This is a genomic window from Nocardia sp. NPDC004151, from assembly GCF_042874235.1.
Lineage (GTDB): Bacteria > Actinomycetota > Actinomycetes > Mycobacteriales > Mycobacteriaceae > Nocardia.
On the sequence record NZ_JBIAMR010000003.1, the window covers coordinates 62186 to 82685 of the forward strand.

A 20500-nucleotide genomic window follows, 5' to 3' on the forward strand; every position below is an offset into this window, starting at 1 on the left:
TACACCGGTAGAGACGCTTGCTCGAGCCGGCGGGCGAACCGCAATCGGGAGGGTCCGTGGACAGCGACAGACGCGGTGGCGGCGGCCGGGTGTTCGCGCTGTTCGTGGTGGTCGTGCTCGGCATCACCGGATTCCTCGGCTACCGCGGTGAACTGCCCCGCTGGCCCTTCGGCGACACCTACGTCACCGCCGGTCTGACCGGCCCGCCGCTGCCTCCGCTGAACGTCACCCTGGTGGCGCGGGTCGCGGAACCGGCGCTGGTGAACATCACCGCGGGGATCCGCCCCTACGGCATGGGCGCGGCCGGGTCCGGCATCGTGCTCAGCGCCGAGGGGGAGGTGCTGACCAGTCATCACGTCATCAAAGGCGCTGACACCGTGACGGTCTCGGATGTCGGCACCGGCGCGGTCTACACCGCCACCGTGGCCGGCTACGACGCCATGGCCGACATCGCGCTGCTGGATCTGCAGGGCGCGGGCGGTCTGCCGGTCGCCCGGATCGGCAGTTCCGCCCCGCTGCACGTGGGCGACGACGTGCTGGCCATCGGCAATGCCGGCGGCACCGGATCGCCGACCGCGGTGGGCGGGCCCATCACCAATCTGGATTCGTCCATCGTGGCGCGTAATTCGGCCGACCTGACGCGGAAGTCGTTGCGCGGCATGATCGAGGTCGCGGCCGCGGTCGCCGCCGGGCAGTCCGGCGGCGCGCTGGTGGACCGCTACGGCTCGGTGATCGGGGTCGTCACCGCCGCCTCCGGCGAGGCGGCGAAGGCGGTGGGCAAGGGGCCCAACGGCTACGCGGTCCCCATCGACACCGCCATGGGCGTGGTCCGCCAGATCCGTTCCGGCACATCGACCGACACCGTGCACATCGGCCCCACCGCCACGCTCGGCATCCTCACCTCCGACGCGCAGCCGTCCGCGCAGTCGGGGGCGCCGGCGGGCGCGCGCATCGACGTCGCCATCTACGGACTGCCCGCCTACGAGGCCGGGCTCGCCGACGGAGAGGTCATCACCGCCCTCGACGACCGGCCCATCACGGGCTCACAAATGCTGAAAGCCGCACTCAACGCCCATAAACCGGACGATGTGGTGCGGCTCGAGATCAGCGAACCGGGTGGGGCGCGCCGGACGGTGAGCGTGTCCCTCACCGTCGGCCCGCCGAACTAGTCCCGGCCGATCAGAACTTGCTGTTCCAGTACGACTGGAACTGGACGTACACGATCAGGATGACCACCGCGTAGAACACGGCGACCAGCGTCCACCGCCACTCCGCGATGATCTGCGCGACGCCGCGGGACCGGCCGAACAGCAGTTCGGTCACGATGGCGAACATGGCCGGGGTCACCGCCCACACCACCATGCACCACGGGCACAGCGCGTGGATCTGGAAAGTGGCGTCCCAGACCAGCCAGCCGATGGCCGCCACGCCCGCCAGCAGACCGGCCCACATGCCGCCGACGAACCAGCGCGGCAACGAGATTCCGCAGACCAGCAGCACTCCGATGGTCACGAACACCGAGAAACCCACCACGCCGATGATCGGATTGGGGAATCCGAACAGCGACGCGGTCTTGTCCGCCATCACCGTGGAGCACGACAGCGTCGAGTCGATGGTGCACAACGGCCGATAGCCGGGTTCGGTCAGCGACTTGAACTTCTCGACCAGCAGCGTGACCGAGGCCCCCCAGCCGATCAGCGCGGCCAGCAGCAGCGGCCACGCCGATCGGGGTCCAGCGGAGATCATCACTTGCTCGCGTTCTCGATCACCGAGGTCATGCCGCCGGACGACATGAGGGCCTGGCTGTCGGACACCGGGGTGCCGTTCACGTACACCGTCGGAGTGGACTTCACGCCGGTGGCGAAGACCTTGTCGGTCTGCTGCTGCACCCAGGTGGTGTACTTGCCGTCCTTGATTGCCTGGGCCACGGCCGGATCGGTGTACCCGGAGTCCTTGGCGATCTTGATGAGCTGGTCGTCGCTCATGCCGTTGCCGCCCTCCTTGGGCTGGTGCTCGTACATGGCGGACAGCCAGGCCTGGAACTTCGACGGGTCGGCCTCGTACATCACGTAGGCGGCCGCCGCCCCGCGGGTGGAGTACTGATTGCCGTTGGAGGCGCGGTCGAGGAAGGTGATGATGTTGTAGTCCACCACCGCCTGGCCGCTCTGGACCGCCTTGACCAGCGCGTCGGCATTGGCCTTCTCGAACATGTTGCACGCGGGGCACTGCACGTCGGCGACCACGCGCACGGACACCTTCTGCTTGCCCGCGGGCGCGGGGGCGGCGGCGTTGTCGATCCGGATCGCGCCCTCGGGGGTGAGATTCGGCGGCACCAGCGCGGCCTGCTCGGCATTCCAGTGGAACGTGTTCGAGCCCTCGGCGGCCTTGTCGTCGTTGTGCTTGCGCGTCGCCAAGGTGATGCCGATGCCGGCGATCAGGCCGAGTAGGACGACGGCCACCGCCACTTGAATGAGGATCCTGCGGTTGCGGTCGGCCTTGGCCGCCTGCGCCAGCGGATTCCGACCCGGTTTGTTGCTCACCTCTGCGCTCACCACACCTTCCGTAGTCACGACATGTGCGGGCCCATCTTCACCCGCGAACCTGAGAGAAACCAGCAAGCGGGCGTGCGGGGGACGGGGATCACGCCCGCGCGAGGCGTTTCTTCTGCTCCTCGATATCGAAGCCGGCGGGCGGCCAGTCGAGTTTCAGGCCCTGCAGGGCGTCGATCAGCAGTTCGGTGACGGCCAGGCGGGCGTACCACTTGGAGTCGCAGGGCAGCACGTACCAGGGGGCGTAGTCGGTGTTGGTGCGGTCCAGGACCGCCTGGTACGCCTCTTGGTACTGCGGCCAGTAGCCACGCTCGTCGATGTCGGCGGGGTTGAACTTCCAGTACTTGTCTGGGCGGTCCAGCCGCTGCATGAGCCGCTTCTTCTGCTCGTCGAGGGAGACGAACATGGCGACCTTCACCACGGTGGTGCCGTCGTCGACCAGTTTGCGCTCGAACTTGTTGATCTCGTCGTAGCGCTTGCCCCACACCTCCGGCGGGACCAGCTCGTGCACCCGCACCACCAGCACGTCCTCGTAGTGCGAGCGGTCGAACACCCCGAGCTGCCCGCCGCGCGGCAGCTGCTTGCGGATCCGCCACAGGTAGTGGTGTTTGCGCTCCTCGGCGGTCGGCACCCCGAAGGCCGCGTGGTCCACGCCCTGCGGGTCGACCGAGCCGATCACGTGCCGGACGATGCCGCCCTTGCCCGCGGTGTCCATGCCCTGCAGCACCAGCAGCACACTGCGGGTGTCGCCGGAGCGGCCGTTGGCGTAGAGCTTCTCCTGCAGATCCGACAGCACCGCGCGGCGCTCCTCGAGCAGGGCCTCACCGGCACGCTTGTCGCCCTTGAAGCCCGGAGTCGCGGACGGATTCAGGTCCGCGACCGAGATGCCGTCGGCGCGTAGCGCCTTGGTGACCGGTTTGGACCAGGATGTCGCCTTCGCCATTCGTCATGCGTAGCACGCGGCGTGGTTCCCCGCAGGCAACCGCGCCGAATCAGACCCGGGCCAGGTGCACCAGCTGGGCGGCCAGTTCCTCGTCGGTCACCGGGGTCAGCGTGAGATCGGCGGCCGTGGTGAGCAGGTAGCGGCCGTCGCCGGAGAAGTCGAGCCAGGTGCGATGCCGGGTCGGCGGCGAGAGCGGATTCGCCGGTTCCACCGAGACGGTGATGAAGCCGCGGCCGTCCACGGGCTCGCGCAGCTTGCGGCGGAAGCGATCCGCTTCCTCCCCGGCTCCGGCGGCGTCGGGATACAGCACGGCCTGCTGGGGTTCCCGCAGCGTTTCCAGCCGTCCGGGCGGCGCGGATCCGATGATCTCCACCAGTTCCCGGCCCAGATGCTCGGCCGGACACAGGGATACGGTCACCGCGTCCGGCATCGAGACCAGGATCCCGGCCCGCTGCTGGCCCACCGCCGCGAACGCGAGAATGCGCCGGGCGCCGGGCAGGGCGGTGCGTTCGCCGTAGAGGGTGACCGTCGTGGTGTCGGTGCGGGCGCACAGCGCCAGGGCGGCGGCCAGGTCCGGATCGGTGCGACGCAGGTGGCGCGGCATCGGCGCGCCCAGCGCCAGTGGGCCGAATCGCGATGCGCCGCCGGGGTTCTCGGTTGGCGCGGGGCTCGTGTCGAGCGGGTAGGGACGGCGTTCCAGATCGGTTTCGCGGGTCCAGATGATCGCGAACTCGTCCGGGGTCAGGATCCATTTCACGTGGCCGACCCCCTTTCTCGGTAACCACCTCCGTCCCGCCCGCGACCCTACCGGAGAGATTCTGCGGGTGCTGGCCGTCACGCTCGAGCGCAGTTCGTGACCTGTCGCATTCGGGCGGAGGATTTCTATCGGACCGGCGGTCCCGCGAACGGCAGCACGACCGTGCAGGACACCGGCCGAGCGTGTTCGGGATCGAGGGCATTGAGAACCACCCGCACCGCCACCGGATCGGCGGGCAGTTCGAAGTGCTCGGTGTAGTCGGTCGCGCACAGGTCCTGCAGCACCACATTGTCGACGTTCGGGCCGTCGAGCAGGCCGGTGGTCCAGGGGGTGGCGATCTCGTCGTAGCGGGACACGACCGTGGTGAACCGGATCGCCGGGGCGATGGCCGGGTCCGGGTTCAGGTCCACCGCGACCCGTGAACCGGGCGACAGCTGGCAGGGGCCGCACTGCGCCGCCAATTCCATTCCGGGTGCGGTGGATTCGAGCAGCGGTTGCAGATCAGCCAGACCGCTGACCGTCGAGCCGTGCAGTGGCGCGGCCAGCGCCACGTAGTGGTCGATCTTCGGAGCCGCGCCGAGGTGGTTCAGGACGTAGAAGGGGACCGCGCCGCCCATCGAATGGCCGACGAGATCGACCTTGTCCGAACCGGTTTCGGCGCGCACCCGGTCGATGAAGTCGGAGATCTGCCGGGCGCTGGTCTCGACCGGCGTCACCGCGCCCATGATCGGTCCGAGCGCGCCCGTGCCGTAGGTCGTGGTGAATACGCAGTACCCGGCGTTCACGAGCACCGGCGAGAGGGTGTTCCAGCCGACGGTGTCATTGCCCAATCCGTGCAGCAGGACGACCGGATTCGGGTGCGCCGCGGTCGGTGCGCAGGACCAGTCGTTCGCGCCGGGCGGCGGCTGCCCCGGCGCGGTGAGCTCGGCGGCCAGCCCGCCGAAATAGCTGTAGGACGGATCGGGTTGGTCGGCGGCGGCCGTGCCCGGGAGGGCAGCGGCGCACAGGCCCGCGGTGAACAAGGCGGCGAGGCTGAGACGGCCGGTGGCCGATCGCGACATGGGTGCTCCCGGTGTTCGTGCGGTCGTACGCCCGGCGCCCCCAGCGCGCCGGGCATGACCGACCGGTCGGTCATAGACTAGCCCGCGATGTACCCTCGGGGAAAGCCTCGGCCCAGGAAAGGATTTCGGCCATGCCACGACCAGCGGAACCCGGCCGCAACGCCCTGCTCGACGCGGGGTCCGACGTGGCCGCCCGCGCGGGCCTGGCCGGACTGTCCGTGAACGCTGTCGTGCGGGCGGCGGGGATGGCGAAAGGCACCTTCTACCACCACTTCCCGGACCGCCGCAGCTACGTGGTGGCTCTGCATCGCCGCTACCATGACGAGCTGACCACCCTGGTCCTCGCCGCCATCGGCGACCTGGAGCCGGGTCCGGCTCGTCTCCACGCCGGCCTCGCCGCGTACCTGGACGCCTGCCTCGCGACTCGTGGCACGAAAGCCTTCCTGGCTCAATCCCGTACCGACGCCGACCTGCTCGACGAGGTGACGGCCCGCAATCACCTCGTGGCCGTCATGATCGCCCCCGATATCGAAGCACTGGGCTGGGGAAACCCACCCGCGGTGGCGCACCTGGTGATCGCCATGGTCGCCGAAATCGCACTGGCCGAACTGTATTCCGGCGCGGCCCGCCCCGACCTCCGCGCCGCGCTCACCGCACTGATCGACCGCGTCCCGGGCTGACCCGACTCACCGCTCGCTGTCGGCGAGGCCCGTCACGGCCGCATCGAATCCGTCGGTGGCCGCTCGAATCGCCATGGCCCGCACCGTCTCCGGGGCCGTGCCCGCCAGGACGGCTCGGCGGATCTCGGCGTGCAGTGCGCGATCGAGGCCCGCGAGAGCGGCCGCGACGAGCCGCGGAACGGGGTCGTCCGTCTCGGCGCCGGCGGCCTCGGCCAGCGCCTCGGCAAGCGTGTTCTCCGTCTGCTCGCCGAGCCGCCGCAAGCGTGCTTGCAGTGCCGGGCTGTCGTCGATCAGCTGCCAGAAGGTGGTGGCGGCGGGCGCGAGGCCGAGCGTCGGATCGTCGCGGCCCACCCGGTCGAGGAAGGAACGCCGCACCGCCGCCGCGGCCGACTCGCCCGGTTCGCGATCCCGTACCGCCGCCGCGAGCCGGTCCACGACCTCGTCCTGACGGTCGAAGAACAGGTCCTCCTTGGTCGGGAAGTAGTTGAACGCGGTATTGACCGACACGTTCGCCGCCCGCGCGACCTCCGCCACGGTGACCTTGTCGAACCCCTTCTCCGCGAACAGCGCCATGGCCGCGTCGGCCAGTGCGGTCCGGGTGGCGCGCTTCTTCTCCTCGCGCAGTGCCAACGATCGCTCCTTCCGGTCGCGGCCAGTATAGGTGTGACACTAAAAATAGTGTGACACCAAAATTAACGGTACGGTCGGAGCCATGACGCTCAGATTCGGCATCTACGCGGGCGGGCTCGGCGGCGACCAGTACGGCAATGTCACCCCCGGACCGCCGGAACGGGCCGACCGCATCGCGGCCGCCCTCGACGAACTACACGGCGAGCACCCATTCGTGGTGCGCGGATACGTCCTGTACAGCGACGCGCGCGGTGGATTCCAGGAGGCCCCGCCGCGGCCGTGGCAGTACGCCGGGGCACATCGAACCCTCGATCTGGTGGTGTGTTTCCACGAGCCCGGCGACACCTTGACCGGCTGGCTCGCGTTCCTGCGCCAGCAGATTCGCGAGCACGGTCCGGTGCTGTCCTCGCTGCAGATCGCACAGGAGCCCAACCACGCCGGCCCCGGCGGCAACGGCGACTTTCCGCTGGTCCGGCGGGCCGTGGTCGAAGGAGTGCTGGCTGCTCGGGCCGAGGTGGATCGACTCGGCCTCGCGGTGCGCGTCGGCTGCAACGCGGCACCGGCCTTCGATCCGGGGCAGCAGTACTGGACGGACCTCGGCCGCCTGGGCGGGCGCGAATTCGCCGACGCGCTCGACTATGTCGGGCTGGACTTCTTCCCCGACGTCTTCCGGCCGCTACCGGCCTCGGAGCTGGAAGCCGCTGCCACGGCGGTGATGACGGGCTTCCGGCGCGACAGCCTCGCCGCCGCGGGCATACCCGCCACGACACCCATCCACATCAGCGAAAACGGCTGGGCCACCGGGCCGGGACGGTCCTGCGCGCGGCAGGCCGAGGTGCTCGAGACCATGGTCGAACTCGTCGACGGCCTGGCCGACGAGCTCGGCATCACCACCTACGAGCACTTCGGCCTCCGTGATTCGTACAGCGATCAGGGCGATATGAACCTCGAATTCGGGCTCCTGCGTTCGGATTACACGCCGAAGCCCGCCTTCGAGAAATATCGCGAGCTGATCGCGAAGTACAGCGCCCCGGCGTGACCGCCGAGTCTGGTCAGGCGGGAGTGACCTCGATGGTGATGTCGGCGGCGCGCAGCCGCTCGGTCAGCGCGTCACCCATGGCCGAGGCGGGGGTGAGGATGCCCGCCAGCTCCGGCAGGTCGTCGAAGGCCAGGCAGAGTCCGGCCTGGCCGAGCATCACCGCGGTGGCCTGGTAACCCGGGTCGCCCTTACCGGCGAAGGTGCACTTGTACTTCGCGCCGGAGGTGGTGTGAGCGAAGGTTCGCATGGTGAACCAGCCGTTGCGCCGGGCCTTCTCGTCCGGTCCGGTGCCCGGTGCGGGCACGATGCGGTCGATCAGCTTGCGGCCCAGCGGCACTCGCGACAGCACCGCACCGGTCGCCATGGTGGCGACGATGCCGCCCGCGATACCGGCGGCTACCAGGGGAGAGGCGGCCGACGATCCGGCGCTCATGACCTCCTTGTAGCGGAAGTTCTTGCCGTAGGGCCAGCCCAGCAGACCGTTCGAGCGGCGCACGATCTTGGTGTTGTGCGCGCCCATGATGAAGGTCGCCACCCAGCCGTCCAGGCTCGGATCGATGTCCGAGGCTCGCGAGAGGGCCTGGTCGGACTGACGGCCGACGTCGGGGTCCATCGACTTGTCGGGGCTCAGCGAGTAGGGGTGCGCCATGACCGATGCTTTGGCGGGCTCCTCGGCGACCGCCTCGACGAGCGCACGGATCGAGTCGATGGTGCCACCGCTCATCCCGCCCTTGAGGAAGGCCACCAGGGTGACGTCGGTGAGCTCGCCCGTGTTGTCGGCGACACTGCGCTTGTACAGCTGGTACACGCTCAGATCCGACGGAATCGAGTCGAAGCCGCAGGAATTCACGATCTTCGCGCCGGTCTCGGCGGCCTTGTCGCCGAACCGGTCGATGCAGTCGCGGATGAACAGCGCCTCACCGGTGAGATCGGCGTAGTGCGTGCCGTTCTCCGCGCACGCCTGGACCAATGGGAACCCGTAGCGCAGGTACGGACCCACGGTGGTGACGACCACCTTGGTCCGCGCCGCCAGCGCGTTCAAGCTCTCCTGATCCGTCGAATCCGCCTGCACCAGCGGCCATTCCGCGGCGAGCGGGCCGAGTTCCGCGCGAACGGCGGCCAGCTTCTCCAGCGAGCGGCCCGCCAGCGCGATGCGCGCGCCCGCGGGCGCCGCCTCCACGAGATAGTGCGCGGTCAGCTTGCCCACGAAGCCGGTCGCCCCGAATAACGCGATGTCGAATTCCCTTGCGGCCACAGGTCTCACCAATCCGTTTCGTTGGTTCGGGGGCGAAGGCCGGCCGCGGAGGCGGCGGCCCGAGCCCCGCGAGTCGGGTTTGTCACGCCTTGGCGGCGCGCTTGCGGGGCTTCTTGGTGGGTGCCCCGGTGGTCGGCGTGGGAGCCGGTCGGCTCGCCAGCCATTCGTGATGGGCGCGGCCGAGTGCGGTGACCGGGTCGTCCCCGTACAGCCACTCCCGCGCGATGCGGTGCCAGTTGCCGGTCGCTTCCAGCTGCCCGAGCATGCCGAAGGTCAGGAAGTCGGCGCGGCGGGAGAACAGGTGCTCGGGCGGCAGATTCTGCTGTTTCATGCCCTCGAAGTCGGTGGCCCGCGGGTCCACCGCGAGTACGAAGGCGCCGGAGGCCAATTCGGGGGTGATGGTGAGTTCCTCGTCCACCAGCGCCCATTCACACGCGGCGAGTACGTATTCCAGGCATTCCTCGGGCGTGATCTCCTCGGGCGATTCGATGACGCCGCGCTGCACCATGAGGTCGCGCAGGTCCTCGGCCCGCTCCTCGGCGGCCGCGCGAATGCAGACGGCCTCGAAGCGCACGTGTTCGGGATCCATCCGGTTGTAGAGCCCGAAGTCCAGGAACGCGACCCGGCCGTCGGGGCCCAGCAGCAGGTTGCCGGGGTGCGGGTCGCCGCAGAACTCGTTGAAGGTGAACAGCGAGCCCACATAGAACCGGTAGATGATCTCGCCGATCCGATTCCGTTCGGCCGCGGGCATTTCCCGGATCTCCTCGAAGCCGCGGCCGGGGAAGTACGCGCTGACCAGCACGCGGGTGGTGGACAGTTCCGGGTAGGTGGTGGGCACCACGATGAACGGGTGCCCGGCGAACAGGTCCGAGATCTGCTTCTGGGTAGTGGCCTCGGCGACGTAGTCGAGTTCGCTCTCCAGGTTCAGCCGCAGCTCGTCGAGCACGGCCGGGGTCACCCACGGCATGGCGGACTGCAGGATGCGGCGAAACATGGCCAGGTTCTTCAGGTCCGCGCGGACGGCGGTGTCGATGCCCGGGTACTGCACCTTCACCGCGACCTCGCGGCCGTCGTGCAGGGTCGCCTTGTAGACCTGCCCGATCGAGGCGGCGGCGACGGGTTCGGGATCGAATTCGGCGAAGACCTTCTCCAGCGGCTGCCCGAAGTCCTCCTCGATGACCGCCCGCATCACCTCGAACGACACCGAGGGCGCGCTGTCGCGCAGCACCGCGAGCCGCCGCTGGAACCGCTCCCGATGCTCGGGCGGCACCAGGTCCAGGTCCAGCACCGACAGCATCTGCCCGAGCTTCATGGCGACGCCCTTCATGGTGCCCAGCACCATGACCATCTGCTCGGTGGCCCGGATCATGGATTCCTCGGCCATCCGGGCGCGCACCGCCTCGGATCTGCCGCGCATGGAGCGCCGGGTCTTCTGGGCGCGCAAGGCATTACCGGCTACGGCGATTCCCAGCTTCGTCCCCCGCGCGAGCCTGGATGTGGGCAGCTCTTTCGCCATCAGTGACCCTCCATGGGAGCCAACACCCCCGTTGGTGCCGACATGGCGGAAACCCTGTGATGTGAGCGCCTCAGAGGGTGCGCTCCGCCGAACTCAGACTAACCACACTGGGAACTCCAGTGCTAGCCGTCAGCTAGCACTGTTTGGGGTGTTCTCCGCATCGGGTAGCACGTGGGGGCGCGAGTTGAAGTAATGGCGGTCGCCGCCCGCGCGGACCATGCCCTCGATGGCGCTCCAGGCCATCATGGTGAGGTAGTCGAGCATTTCCTCGCTGGACATGGTGCGGTTGGAGATCCACCAGTCCGTCGCCAGCTGCACGCCGCCGACCAGCACGTAGGACCACAGCATGGCGCCTTCGGTCTGCAGGCCGCGGTCGAAGGACTTGTCGATGATGACCGCGGAGACCACCTGCGCGAACAACTTCTCGAAGTCGGCGAGGGTGGAGGTGTCGGTCGCCGCGCCGTTGCCCATGATGAACCGGTACACATCGGTGTCCGAATCCACGGTGTGCACATACGCCGCCAGCGTGTTGCGGACCAATTGGTATTCATCGAGGTCGTCGCTGATGGCGCCGTAGATGCGCGGCATCAGGGTGGTCTCGATGAACCGTTCCATGGTGGCGCGGGTCAAATCCTGCTTGTCCGAGAAGTACCGGTAGAGCACGGTTTTGGAGACGCCGATCTCGGCGGCGATCTCGTCCATTCCGGCATCGCCGCCGCGCTTGCGGATGGCGGCGAGGGTGCCGTCCACCAGTTCTTCGCGTCGGTCGATCTTGTGCTGCTGCCAGCGGCGTTTGCGGCCGTCCACACGACCCCCGCGTGGACCGGTGGCCGCCTCGACGGCTGCACTCACGCTGCCTTTGGTGGTCACGCTGCGTTGGCTCCTTGTTCGCGTCCTGGGCCTGGGCCTATTCAGCTTAAGCCTCCCATGCTGTGGATCGCCGCCGTTCGGGAAGGGCCCGGTGGCGGGGAGTTCGTCACAGCACGCGCCAGAATGGAAGTTATGGAGCAACCTGCCGGCAGTGCCGGGGTACTCGAGCAGACCGAGCCGAAGCCGATGAAGACCGTTCCCACCGGCGGCGGAGCGTTCGCCGATCTCCTGGACGAAGAGGGTAAGAAGCGCGAGCTGTGGCGTATGAAGGCCATCGCGACGGGCTTCCTGGCCGTGGCCACCGTCATCTACATCGTTTGCGCGTGGATCAGTTCCCGCGGCGGGGGCGGGGAGTGGGTGGGCTACGTCAAGGCCGCTTCCGAGGCGGGCATGGTGGGCGCGCTGGCCGACTGGTTCGCCGTCACCGCCCTGTTCCGGCATCCGCTGGGTCTGCCGATCCCGCACACCGCGATCATCCGCAAGAAGAAGGATCAGGTGGGGGAGGGCCTCGGTGACTTCGTGCGCACCAATTTCCTCTCGCCCGACGCCGTCGCCGTGAAGGTGAATTCCGCGCAGATTCCGTTGCGGCTGGGCCGGTGGATGGCAGAACCGGCGAACGCGGAACGGATCTCCGACGAGAGCGCGACGATTCTGCGCGCGGTGATCGGCGTGCTGCGCGACGAGGACGTCGAGCAGATCATCGACCAGACCATCGTGAAGCGGATCGCGGAACCGCTGTGGGGCCCGCCCATCGGCAAGGTCCTCAACGAGTTGATCGCCGACAACCGGCAGGCTCCGCTGCTGGATCTGCTGGCCGAGCGCGCGCACCAGTGGGCGCTGGACTCGCAGGAGACCCTCGACCGCATCGTGAACCGGGACGCTCCCTCGTGGGCGCCCAAATTCGTGAATTCGCTCCTGGCCGAACGCATTTATCGAGAGCTGGTGGAATTCACCTGGAAGGTGCGGACCCAGCCCGATCACGAGGTGCGGCTGGCCGCGAATCGCTTCCTCGAGGAATTCGCCCACGATCTGCAATTCGACGAGGCGATGATCGAGAAGGCGGAAAAGATCAAGACCGAGCTGATGGGCCGGCGCGAGGTCACCGGGATGGCGCAGGCCACCTGGCGGGCGGCCAAGCGGGTGATCCTGGAATCGGCCGACGATCCGAATTCGACCTTGCGGCGCAAGGTGTCGGAGAACGTGTTGCAGTTGGGTGAGCGGTTGTCCTCGGACCCGGCGATGCGCGATCAGGTGGACGGCTGGCTGGAACGGGGCGTCCGTTACCTGGTCGCCAACTACGGCGCCGAGTTCGCGGGTCTGGTCAGCGACACGGTGGCGCGCTGGGATGCCGAGGAGGCTTCGCGCAAGATCGAATTGGCGGCGGGCAAGGACCTGCAATTCATTCGCATCAACGGCACGGTGGTGGGTTCGCTTGCGGGCCTTGTGATCTACACCGTTTCGCATTTGCTGTTCAATGGCTGAACAATTGACCAATTGGCGCTTCTGTTGAAGCGCTGAGTGTTTGCCGACCTGGCATCGATAGGGCGTGCTAACAGAGCGCTTGCAAGAGTTAGCACCCCGTCCTAGAATTGGCCCCACAACCGCCGGAAGGTGAGTGATGAAGCACGATCCCGAGGTTCCCGAACCGATCGAAGGCGACGCAGCGGAGACGTCCGCCGCCGGAGATCGGTCGGGCCGCGTAGCCAACGCGGCTCACGACATCGGGGGCTTCATCCGCTCGCAACGCGAGGCCGCTCAGGTCTCGCTGCGGCAGCTCGCACAGCTGGCGGGGGTGAGCAATCCGTACTTGAGTCAGATCGAGCGCGGACTGCGGAACCCGTCCGCCGAGGTACTCGCGCAGATCGCCAAGGGTCTGCGGGTCTCCTCGGAGGTCTTGTACATGCGGGCCGGGTACCTCGAGCAGAGGCCGCACGGCCCGGTCCGTGATGCCCTGCTGGCCGACAACGGTCTGACCGAACGTCAGAAGCAGGTCCTCTTGGACATCTATGAATCGTTTTGCCGGGAGAACCAGGCTAACGAGGACAGAGGGGACGCAACGGAGCTAATGGGGGGCGTTCCCGGGGGAAACAGGGACAACGAAGTTCCGCACCGCACAACCGAAGTTCCGCCACGCCAGGAGAGCGAACCATCATGACCGAATCGAATCTGACCGCAACCGTCACCAAGCCGATCTACGCCACCGTCGGCGCCGGCGACGCCCTCTATGCCGTCGTGACCGACGCCGTCTCGCAGATCCGTGAGCGTGCCAACTCCGCCGACGTGCAGGGGCGCATCGACGAGGCTCGCGAGCGCTTCGCCAACCTCCCGGCCGACCTGCAGGAGCAGGCCGAGACGCTGCGCCAGCGCGTGCAGGCGCTGCCGTCCGAGCTGCCCGAGGACCTGGCCGAGCTGCGCGAGAAGGCCACCCCCGAAGAGCTGCGCAAGCTGGTCGACCAGTACTACCACCAGCTGCTGGACTTCTACGCCGACCTGGCCGCCCGCGGCGAGGAGACCGTCGAGAAGCTGCGCGCCAACCCGGCCTTCGAGGACCGCTTCGAGCTCGTCGAGTCCCGCTACAACGACCTGCTGGCCCAGACCCAGGACGTGCTGGGCAAGGTCACCGACCAGGTCGGCCCGTACCTCGGCTTCACCGCCAAGGAAGAGGAGGCCCCGGCCGACGAGACCGTCGACGCCGAGGTCGTGGACGTGACCACCGAGACCGCTCCGGTCGAGGACGAGGCCCCCGCCGCCAAGAAGGCCGCTCCGGCCAAGAAGGCTCCGGCCAAGAAGGCCGCGCCCGCCAAGAAGGCCGCCCCGGCCAAGAAGTAGGTCTTCGCGTTCCGCGAAAGAGCTTGTCGCCCTCGCGCACTCCGGTGCGCGGGGGCGACGCTCGTTTCGGGGGCCGCGCGGATTCGTGTCGTGCCCGGAAGTCGCGGTGGCCGGGTCTTCGCTCCGTATGATGGGTGGCGTGATGGGAATACCCGGACTGATTCTGTGGGTCTTGTGGCTGGCCGCGATGGGCATGACAGTGTTCGCCCTCGTGCACGCGATTCGGCAGCGTCCGGATGCCTTCACGGCCGTGGACAAGCTGACCAAGCCGGTGTGGATCGCCATTCTGCTGGCGTCGCTGGGCGGGTTGCTGCTGGGGCAGACCGCGGTCGGGTTCCTCGGTATCGCGGCGGTGGTCGCGACCGGTGTCTACCTGGCCGATGTGCGCCCCAAGGTCGATGAGATCCAGCGCGGGCCGCGCTGGTAGTCGGGCCCGAGAACTTCGGCCGCCACCCGGATCACCGGGTGGCGGCCTCTTTTTTGTGCCCGGCACGGTGTGCGGTGGATTCCGACTGGGGAACTTTTCGGGTGCTTGCACTAGCTAGCACCCGGTACTGCGGGTTACTGTATCTATCAGTAACACAAAGGAGTGTCCTATGCGGGCAACGCTGCCTCACCCTGCGGACCTCGGCCGGAAGGTCCGTGACCTGGTGCTCGCGCACCGGGCCGACCTGCGCACCCGGACCTACGGCACCGCGGATCTGAATCCGCCCGCCGGACCCTACGAGGTCCTGCCGGTCACCGCCTCCGACGGCGCGCGGCTGCGGGTGCACGCCTACGGTCCCGCCGACGGCGATGTGATCGTGCTGGTGCACGGCTGGACCTGCTGTCTCGAATACTGGAATCCCCAGATCAACGCCTTCGCCGGTGAATACCGCGTGATCGCCTACGACGTGCGCGGGCACGGGGAGAGCGACGAGGGCACCGCCCCGCTCACCACCGATCAGCTCGCCGACGATCTGGCTGAGGTCCTCGACGCGGCACTGCGGCCGGGCCGGCGGGCCGTGCTGGTGGGACACAGCCTGGGCGGCATGACGATTCAGGCCTGGGCGGGCCGCTATCCGCGGCGCGTGCAGAAGCAGCTGCTCGCGGTGCTGCTCACCAATACCGCGGCCGGCGACCTGATCGCCGAGACCACCGTGGTCCCGTTCCTCAACCGCGGCGCCGCCGCGCTGCCGTTCCGGGCGGGTCTGCTCGGGCTGAGCGCGCCGATCCTGTTCCCGCCGGTCAAGCCCGTGCGGTGGGTGTTCCGCCGCCAGGTCATGAGCCTGGCGTCGGTCGGCGACATCGCCGACTTCGGCCTCAATATCGTGCGGTCCTGCCCGGCTCGCGTGCGTGGGCGGTTCGGAACCCTGTTGTCCTACCTGGACGTCGGGCGCGGTGCGGCCAACCTGACGGTGCCGACCACCGTCATCGCGGGTTCGGCCGACGACATGACCCCGCCGGTGCACGCGGAGCGGATCGTGGAGATGCTCGCCGAGACCGGCAGTCTGGACGCCTATCGGGTGCTGCCGACCGGGCACCTCGGCAATGTGGAGGCCTATCGGGAGTTCAATGCCGAACTCGCGCGCGTCGCCGGGGCCGCTTTCGGGGTTCCGGCGAAGGTGGTGGGCGCCTGAGGGGTGGGTCTCGCTCACCCCTGGGGGACCTTATTCGTGAGGTCGCGCACCGCGAACATTGTTGTATAGCAAGAAGATATATACCCGCTTGCTGTTGCAAGCACCCCGGTTAGCGCGATACTGTGGTCTGGAACACAAAGGAGTGCTCATGCTGGTGAAACTGCCAGAGGCGGGTGTCGGCGTCGACGCGCTCACCGCGCCCTTCCGTTCCGGGCTGCGGTCCCGGGCCTACCGGACCGCATCGCTCAACTCCCCGCGCCCCACCGAGGTCCTCCCCGTCACCACGCGGGACGGCGCGAAGCTGCGCGTCCACGCCTACGGTCCGGCCGACGGTGACGTGATCGTGCTGGCGCACGGATGGTCCTGTGCCATCGAATACTGGAACCCGCAGATCAACGCCTTCGCGGGCGAGTACCGGGTGATCGCCTTCGACCAGCGCGGCCACGGCGAAAGCGAGAGCGGCACGCGCCTTTTCAGCGCCGATCAGCTCGCGGACGACTTCTCCGACCTGCTCGACGCGGTGCTGGCCCCGGGCCGCCGCGCGGTGCTGGTCGGGCACAGCATGGGCGGCATGACCATTCAGGCGTGGGCCGAACGCTATCCGCACCAGGTCCGGCATCGGGCTTCGGCGGTGCTGCTCGCCACCACCGCCGCGCGGCAGATTCCCAACCGCGCCACCGTGATTCCGTTGCTCAATGACGTGATCCCGGGTCCGGACTGGCTGGCGCTGGCGTTGTTCGGCACCCCGGTGCCACTGCCCGGCGGTCCCGCGGTCAACCTGATCGCCAAGCATCGGCTGATGACCCCGGAAGCCACCCGCGACCAGATCCTCTTCGGCACCTCGATCGTCCGGTCCTGCCGTCCGTCGGTACGCGCTGCCGTGGCCCGGGGCCTGCTCGAACTCGACCTGCACGGCGCCGCGGCGCATTTGACGGTTCCGACCGCGGTGGTCGCGGGTTCGCACGATCGGCTGCTGCCGGAGGTGCATTCGCGCGAGATCGCCGACACCCTCGCCGTCGCCGGACATCTCGACCGGTACACCATCCTGCCCACCGGGCATCTGGTGAACATCGAGGCCGAGAAGGCGTTCAACGTGGAGCTGCACCGCGTCATCCGCCGGTCGCGCCGCGACCCGGTCGCCGTCGCCGGCTGAGCCGGACCAACGACAACGCCCGCCCCGGGAAAGCCGGGGCGGGCGTTGGCTTTTCGGGGTCCTATTCGAAGACGACGGTGCGGCGGCCGTGCACCAGCACCCGGCCCTCCAGATGCCAGCGCAGACCGCGGGCCAGCACCACGCGCTCGATGTCGCGGCCCTGCCGGACCATGTCGCGCACGGTGTCGGAGTGGTCGATGCGGGTGACGTCCTGCTCGATGATCGGGCCCGCGTCCAGTTCGGCGGTCACGTAGTGGCAGGTCGCGCCGATCAGCTTCACGCCGCGCGCGAACGCCTGGTGGTACGGGCGCGCTCCGACGAAGGACGGCAGGAAGCTGTGGTGGATATTGATGGCCTTGCCCGCCCAGTGCTCGCACAGTTCGGCGGGCAGCACCTGCATGAAGCGGGCCAGCACCACCGCGTGCGGGTCGTGGGCGTCGACCAGATCCCGCATCTGCTCGAAGGCGGGACCGCGTTCGGCCGGATCCTTCGGGAACGGGATGTAGTGGAACTTGATGCCGTGCGCCTCGGTCATCGCCGCCAGGTCGGGGTGGTTGCCGATGACGGCCTCGATGGTGGCGGGCAGCTCGCCGGAGGCGGCGCGGCCCAGCAGGTCGTGCAGGCAGTGGCCGTCCTTGGAGACCAGCAGCACCGCGCGGCGGCGTTCCCCGGAGTCGTGCAGCTGCCAGTCGGTCTCCGGGCCCAGCTCGGCGGCGACGGCGGTGAACCGGTCGCGCAGCTCGTCCAGGTCGAACGGCACGGTGGCGGCCTTGATGGCCTGCCGGGTGAAGAACCACCCGGTCTCCAGGTCGGAGTGGTAACCCGCCTCCACGATCGACCCGCCGAAATCGGCGATGAACGAGGTGATGCGGGCGATGATGCCGGGACGGTCCGGGCAGCCCAGGGTGAGCACGTAGCGACGGTCGTCCAGGGTGGAACTCATGAGGGACATACTCCCAGCAACCGCCCGGCTCGCGGCACAGGGGTGAAGCACGCCCCGGTCAGAGCGTGTAGAACGCCTCGGCGTAGTGGAAGTCGCCCTTGATCTCGAGTTCGTAGGCGGTGAGGGTGCGGACCTGGAAGTGGGTGGCCCAGTCCGGCTGGTCCGGAATGACGCCCACCCGGGTGCCGGGTACGAAGCCGAAGCGCGGGTAGTACTCGAGGCTGCCCAGCAGGCCCACGAGGGGCTCGTCGAGGGCGTCCGCGGCCCCGAGGGCGGCGTGCATGAGGGCCGAGCCGATGCCCGCGGCCTGATGGTTCGGGAGCACCCCGAGCGGCCCCAGCGCGAGCACCGGGAATGGGCCCACGGTCGCGCGGGTGAGGCAGACGTGGCCGACCACCTGATCGTGGACCTCCGCCACCAGTGACAGGGTCGGGACCCAGACGGCCGCGTCGTCGCGCAGCTTGTGCACCAGGCCCACTTCGACGGGGTCGCCGGAGACGTGGGAGGAAGGGGAATCGCCGTCGGCAGCCGCGCGGCGATCGGGGCTCGCGCCGAAAGCGCCGCGGTGTACCGCGTCGATCGCGGCGGCATCGCCGGTACGTTCACGACGGATCAGCACGCCTACAAGTCTGCGTGACAGCGGCGGCGGCCCGCAACAAAGATGTGCCAAACTCGGTGCTCATGCCGAAGATTTCCCGCTCTGACGTGGCGGAGATGATCGATCACACACTGCTGTCACCCGATTCCACCCCCGCTGATGTGACCGCGCTGGTGGCCGAGGCGCGCGAATTGGGGGTGTTCGCGATCTGCGTGTCGCCGTCCATGTTGCCGGTGCGCGCGCCCGGTCTGGTGGTGGCCACGGTCGCGGGTTTCCCTTCCGGCAAACATCATTCGCTGGTGAAGGGGGCCGAGGCGCGGCTCGCCGTGGAGCAGGGCGCGGCCGAGGTGGACATGGTCATCGACGTCGGCGCGGCGCGCGCGGGCGAGTACGGTGCCGTGCTCTCCGACATCGTCACCGTGCGGGAGGCGGTGGGAGATCGCGCCCTGCTCAAGGTGATCATCGAAGCGGCGGCGTTGAGCGATGACGCCATCGTGGAGGTGTGCCGGGCCGCGGAACGCGCGGGCGCGGATTTCGTGAAGACCTCCACCGGTTTTCACCCCGCGGGCGGCGCGAGCGCGCATGCGGTGCGGCTCATGGCCGAGACGGTCGGCGGGCGGCTCGGGGTGAAGGCCAGCGGCGGGATCCGGGACGCGGCGCAGGCGGCGGAGTTGATCGCCGCCGGCGCCACCCGGCTGGGTCTGTCCCGGTCTCGCGCGGTGCTGGAAGGGTTTCCGGTCTAGCGGCGGCCGGTCAGCAGAGGATGGGCTGCTGCTGCGCGTTCGGATCCGCCTGCAGCACGGTGTTTCCGCCCTGCAGCGTGATGTGCAGGCCCTCCTTGGTGACCTCGACCTTGTTGGGGGTCAACCCCATCGGGTAGGTCTGCAGGCTCTCGGTCATGAGCTGGACGATGCCCGAGACCAGATCGGTGGGCAGCCCGAAGCCGAGCAGCGACGCCTGCAGCGTCTCGACCTCGATCTTGCCGTCCACGATCTTCGGCTTGACCTGCAGTTGGGCCAGGCCGCCCAGCACCGCGAAGCTCAGTGTGCCGGTGGCGGGATCGGAGGCGGTGGCCGAGACCAGACCGGCCATCGTCTGGGTGATGCCGTCATTGCTCCAGGTGACGTCGGCGTTGGAGCTGCCGACGCTGGCCTGCTTGCCGCCGTCCTTGGTCTCGACGTCGTGGAAGGTCGCGTGCACGACCATGCCCTGGGCCGGGCCGAACTTGGAATCGTCGCTCTGCACGGTGACCTCGCCGACCTTGTGGTCGATCATGGTGAGCAGCAGCGGCTTCCAGCCGAACGAGACGTCGATCTTGGAGCCCATCTGGGCCTCGAACTGCGAGCTGATGCACTTCTGGACCTTGTGGCGGGCCCAGGCCTCGCCGCCGGCGAGTCCGCCCGCGACCAGTAGTGCGGCCACCAGGGTGACGATCAGCAGGGTCTTCTTGCGGCTGCGCCGCGGACCGGATGAACCGGTCTGTCCGCCACCGGCTTTCGCCGGGGGAGGTGGAGTGCCCGGTGGCATCTGCATACCGCCGGACTGGGTGATCGGACCCGAAGGTCCTGCCGGATAACCGGGTCCGCCCGGCAGAACCGCGGTCGGGCCGGTGCCGTTCGCGAGTTTCGCGGTGTCGGCGGTCGGCGTCGAGCCGGTGCCGGGATGGCCGGTCGCGCCCGCCGCGTAGGCGGCCTCGCCGGGGTGCAGGACCTGGGTGGGCTGGACGTCGGGATCGGGGGTGGCCGGGGTGCCGGTGTGGGCGGGATCGTTCCACCAGTCGGTGGCCGCGTCCTGTCTCGCACCTAGGACCTCGGTGGGCGTGCCGTCTGGTTTATCGAGGTCGACCGGCTGCGCCGTGGAGTCGCCGGGCCGCACGGTGGGGTCGACCGGCTGCGCGGCGGAGGTGTCGCGCTTGGTTGCGTCGTCCGAGGTGGGTTCCGAACTCATGGGGGCGATTCTTCCCGAGCTTTCTGTGTTAGCTCTGTGCATCCTGTGAGGTGTCGGCACACAGCCGCGGAATGTGACATAACACACATGGGTCCGGCTTATCCTGAGTGC

22 protein-coding genes are annotated in these 20500 nt (G+C 68.7%); 10 read left to right on the plus strand and 12 right to left on the minus strand.

Annotation, left to right across the window (positions count from 1 at the left end; genetic code table 11):
- Nucleotides 1–56 precede the first annotated feature (56 nt).
- A complete protein-coding gene (locus tag ACFYTS_RS07750) occupies nt 57–1169 on the plus strand; it encodes a S1C family serine protease (RefSeq protein ID WP_387302171.1) in 1113 nt (370 codons plus the stop codon).
- A gap of 10 nt (nt 1170–1179) precedes the next feature.
- Here ACFYTS_RS07750 and ACFYTS_RS07755 read toward each other — a convergent pair whose 3' ends face one another.
- The 5 genes from ACFYTS_RS07755 to ACFYTS_RS07775 all read right to left on the minus strand — a co-directional run bounded on the left by ACFYTS_RS07755 (nt 1180) and on the right by ACFYTS_RS07775 (nt 5310).
- Nucleotides 1180–1746 carry a vitamin K epoxide reductase family protein gene (locus ACFYTS_RS07755; protein WP_357281942.1) on the minus strand — a complete coding sequence of 189 codons (567 nt, stop codon included), beginning with the start codon at nt 1744–1746 and terminating at the stop codon, nt 1180–1182.
- Nucleotides 1746–2552 (minus strand): DsbA family protein, encoded by an 807-nt coding sequence (locus tag ACFYTS_RS07760; RefSeq protein WP_387302173.1) that lies wholly within the window; start codon nt 2550–2552, stop codon nt 1746–1748. The genes ACFYTS_RS07755 and ACFYTS_RS07760 overlap by 1 nt, the downstream gene beginning before the upstream one ends.
- A gap of 88 nt (nt 2553–2640) precedes the next feature.
- The gene (locus ACFYTS_RS07765) at nt 2641–3492 is read right to left on the minus strand and encodes a polyphosphate kinase 2 family protein (protein ID WP_387302175.1); all 852 of its coding nucleotides are present in this window, start codon (nt 3490–3492) and stop codon (nt 2641–2643) included.
- Between the two features lie 49 nt (nt 3493–3541).
- On the minus strand, nt 3542–4249 hold the full coding sequence (locus tag ACFYTS_RS07770; protein ID WP_387302176.1) for an ESX secretion-associated protein EspG: 708 nt from the start codon (nt 4247–4249) through the stop codon (nt 3542–3544).
- A 125-nt stretch (nt 4250–4374) separates the two neighbouring features.
- Entirely contained in the window at nt 4375–5310 is a 936-nt protein-coding gene (locus ACFYTS_RS07775) for an esterase/lipase family protein (RefSeq protein WP_387302178.1), read from the minus strand.
- A gap of 131 nt (nt 5311–5441) precedes the next feature.
- Here ACFYTS_RS07775 and ACFYTS_RS07780 point away from each other — a divergent pair, with 131 nt between their 5' ends.
- A complete protein-coding gene (locus tag ACFYTS_RS07780) occupies nt 5442–5990 on the plus strand; it encodes a TetR/AcrR family transcriptional regulator (RefSeq protein ID WP_357281934.1) in 549 nt (182 codons plus the stop codon).
- Between the two features lie 6 nt (nt 5991–5996).
- Here ACFYTS_RS07780 and ACFYTS_RS07785 read toward each other — a convergent pair whose 3' ends face one another.
- Complete coding sequence (locus ACFYTS_RS07785; protein ID WP_387302180.1) at nt 5997–6620, minus strand: TetR/AcrR family transcriptional regulator; 624 nt, start codon at nt 6618–6620, stop codon at nt 5997–5999.
- 82 nt (nt 6621–6702) lie between these two features.
- On the opposite strand from ACFYTS_RS07785, the gene ACFYTS_RS07790 reads away from it, so the two are divergent.
- Nucleotides 6703–7659, plus strand: a complete 957-nt coding sequence (locus tag ACFYTS_RS07790) for a hypothetical protein (protein ID WP_387302182.1) — start codon at nt 6703–6705, stop codon at nt 7657–7659.
- Nucleotides 7660–7672: 13 nt separating this feature from the next.
- Here ACFYTS_RS07790 and ACFYTS_RS07795 read toward each other — a convergent pair whose 3' ends face one another.
- The 3 genes from ACFYTS_RS07795 to ACFYTS_RS07805 all read right to left on the minus strand — a co-directional run bounded on the left by ACFYTS_RS07795 (nt 7673) and on the right by ACFYTS_RS07805 (nt 11300).
- Nucleotides 7673–8914, minus strand: coding sequence for a saccharopine dehydrogenase family protein (locus tag ACFYTS_RS07795; protein WP_387302184.1), 1242 nt, complete (start codon nt 8912–8914; stop codon nt 7673–7675).
- Between the two features lie 82 nt (nt 8915–8996).
- Entirely contained in the window at nt 8997–10430 is a 1434-nt protein-coding gene (locus tag ACFYTS_RS07800; RefSeq protein WP_357281928.1) for an AarF/ABC1/UbiB kinase family protein, read from the minus strand.
- A gap of 129 nt (nt 10431–10559) precedes the next feature.
- Nucleotides 10560–11300, minus strand: a complete 741-nt coding sequence (locus ACFYTS_RS07805; RefSeq protein ID WP_379092058.1) for a TetR/AcrR family transcriptional regulator — start codon at nt 11298–11300, stop codon at nt 10560–10562.
- A gap of 186 nt (nt 11301–11486) precedes the next feature.
- On the opposite strand from ACFYTS_RS07805, the gene ACFYTS_RS07810 reads away from it, so the two are divergent.
- The 6 genes from ACFYTS_RS07810 to ACFYTS_RS07835 all read left to right on the plus strand — a co-directional run bounded on the left by ACFYTS_RS07810 (nt 11487) and on the right by ACFYTS_RS07835 (nt 16901).
- Complete coding sequence (locus ACFYTS_RS07810) at nt 11487–12782, plus strand: DUF445 family protein (RefSeq protein WP_357282049.1); 1296 nt, start codon at nt 11487–11489, stop codon at nt 12780–12782.
- 136 nt (nt 12783–12918) lie between these two features.
- Nucleotides 12919–13455 (plus strand): helix-turn-helix transcriptional regulator, encoded by a 537-nt coding sequence (locus ACFYTS_RS07815; protein ID WP_357281927.1) that lies wholly within the window; start codon nt 12919–12921, stop codon nt 13453–13455.
- On the plus strand, nt 13452–14129 hold the full coding sequence (locus tag ACFYTS_RS07820; RefSeq protein ID WP_357281926.1) for a heparin-binding hemagglutinin: 678 nt from the start codon (nt 13452–13454) through the stop codon (nt 14127–14129). The genes ACFYTS_RS07815 and ACFYTS_RS07820 overlap by 4 nt, the downstream gene beginning before the upstream one ends.
- Before the next feature lie 130 nt (nt 14130–14259).
- A complete protein-coding gene (locus tag ACFYTS_RS07825) occupies nt 14260–14556 on the plus strand; it encodes a DUF2516 family protein (protein ID WP_357281925.1) in 297 nt (98 codons plus the stop codon).
- Nucleotides 14557–14725: 169 nt separating this feature from the next.
- Complete coding sequence (locus ACFYTS_RS07830; RefSeq protein WP_357281923.1) at nt 14726–15748, plus strand: alpha/beta hydrolase; 1023 nt, start codon at nt 14726–14728, stop codon at nt 15746–15748.
- Nucleotides 15749–15896: 148 nt separating this feature from the next.
- Nucleotides 15897–16901 (plus strand): alpha/beta fold hydrolase, encoded by a 1005-nt coding sequence (locus ACFYTS_RS07835; protein WP_387302187.1) that lies wholly within the window; start codon nt 15897–15899, stop codon nt 16899–16901.
- A gap of 61 nt (nt 16902–16962) precedes the next feature.
- Here ACFYTS_RS07835 and purU read toward each other — a convergent pair whose 3' ends face one another.
- A complete protein-coding gene (gene purU, locus ACFYTS_RS07840; RefSeq protein WP_387302189.1) occupies nt 16963–17844 on the minus strand; it encodes a formyltetrahydrofolate deformylase in 882 nt (293 codons plus the stop codon).
- Between the two features lie 58 nt (nt 17845–17902).
- Complete coding sequence (locus ACFYTS_RS07845; RefSeq protein WP_387302191.1) at nt 17903–18463, minus strand: GNAT family N-acetyltransferase; 561 nt, start codon at nt 18461–18463, stop codon at nt 17903–17905.
- A gap of 95 nt (nt 18464–18558) precedes the next feature.
- On the opposite strand from ACFYTS_RS07845, the gene deoC reads away from it, so the two are divergent.
- Nucleotides 18559–19185 carry a deoxyribose-phosphate aldolase gene (gene deoC / locus ACFYTS_RS07850; protein WP_387302193.1) on the plus strand — a complete coding sequence of 209 codons (627 nt, stop codon included), beginning with the start codon at nt 18559–18561 and terminating at the stop codon, nt 19183–19185.
- A 10-nt stretch (nt 19186–19195) separates the two neighbouring features.
- On the opposite strand, the gene ACFYTS_RS07855 is transcribed toward deoC, so the two are convergent.
- Nucleotides 19196–20389 (minus strand): DUF2993 domain-containing protein, encoded by a 1194-nt coding sequence (locus ACFYTS_RS07855; RefSeq protein WP_387302195.1) that lies wholly within the window; start codon nt 20387–20389, stop codon nt 19196–19198.
- Nucleotides 20390–20500: the final 111 nt, after the last annotated feature.

Coding starts and splice junctions, on each gene's coding strand:
- ACFYTS_RS07755 (WP_357281942.1), bottom strand. CDS start 1,746: ATGATCTCCGCTGGACCCCGATCGGCGTGGCCGCTGCTGCTGGCCGCG.
- ACFYTS_RS07765 (WP_387302175.1), bottom strand. CDS start 3,492: ATGGCGAAGGCGACATCCTGGTCCAAACCGGTCACCAAGGCGCTACGC.
- ACFYTS_RS07775 (WP_387302178.1), bottom strand. CDS start 5,310: ATGTCGCGATCGGCCACCGGCCGTCTCAGCCTCGCCGCCTTGTTCACC.
- ACFYTS_RS07780 (WP_357281934.1), top strand. CDS start 5,442: ATGCCACGACCAGCGGAACCCGGCCGCAACGCCCTGCTCGACGCGGGG.
- ACFYTS_RS07790 (WP_387302182.1), top strand. CDS start 6,703: ATGACGCTCAGATTCGGCATCTACGCGGGCGGGCTCGGCGGCGACCAG.
- ACFYTS_RS07800 (WP_357281928.1), bottom strand. CDS start 10,430: ATGGCGAAAGAGCTGCCCACATCCAGGCTCGCGCGGGGGACGAAGCTG.
- ACFYTS_RS07810 (WP_357282049.1), top strand. CDS start 11,487: ATGAAGACCGTTCCCACCGGCGGCGGAGCGTTCGCCGATCTCCTGGAC.
- ACFYTS_RS07815 (WP_357281927.1), top strand. CDS start 12,919: ATGAAGCACGATCCCGAGGTTCCCGAACCGATCGAAGGCGACGCAGCG.
- ACFYTS_RS07820 (WP_357281926.1), top strand. CDS start 13,452: ATGACCGAATCGAATCTGACCGCAACCGTCACCAAGCCGATCTACGCC.
- ACFYTS_RS07825 (WP_357281925.1), top strand. CDS start 14,260: ATGGGTGGCGTGATGGGAATACCCGGACTGATTCTGTGGGTCTTGTGG.
- ACFYTS_RS07830 (WP_357281923.1), top strand. CDS start 14,726: ATGCGGGCAACGCTGCCTCACCCTGCGGACCTCGGCCGGAAGGTCCGT.
- ACFYTS_RS07835 (WP_387302187.1), top strand. CDS start 15,897: ATGCTGGTGAAACTGCCAGAGGCGGGTGTCGGCGTCGACGCGCTCACC.
- purU (WP_387302189.1), bottom strand. CDS start 17,844: ATGAGTTCCACCCTGGACGACCGTCGCTACGTGCTCACCCTGGGCTGC.
- deoC (WP_387302193.1), top strand. CDS start 18,559: ATGATCGATCACACACTGCTGTCACCCGATTCCACCCCCGCTGATGTG.
- ACFYTS_RS07855 (WP_387302195.1), bottom strand. CDS start 20,389: ATGAGTTCGGAACCCACCTCGGACGACGCAACCAAGCGCGACACCTCC.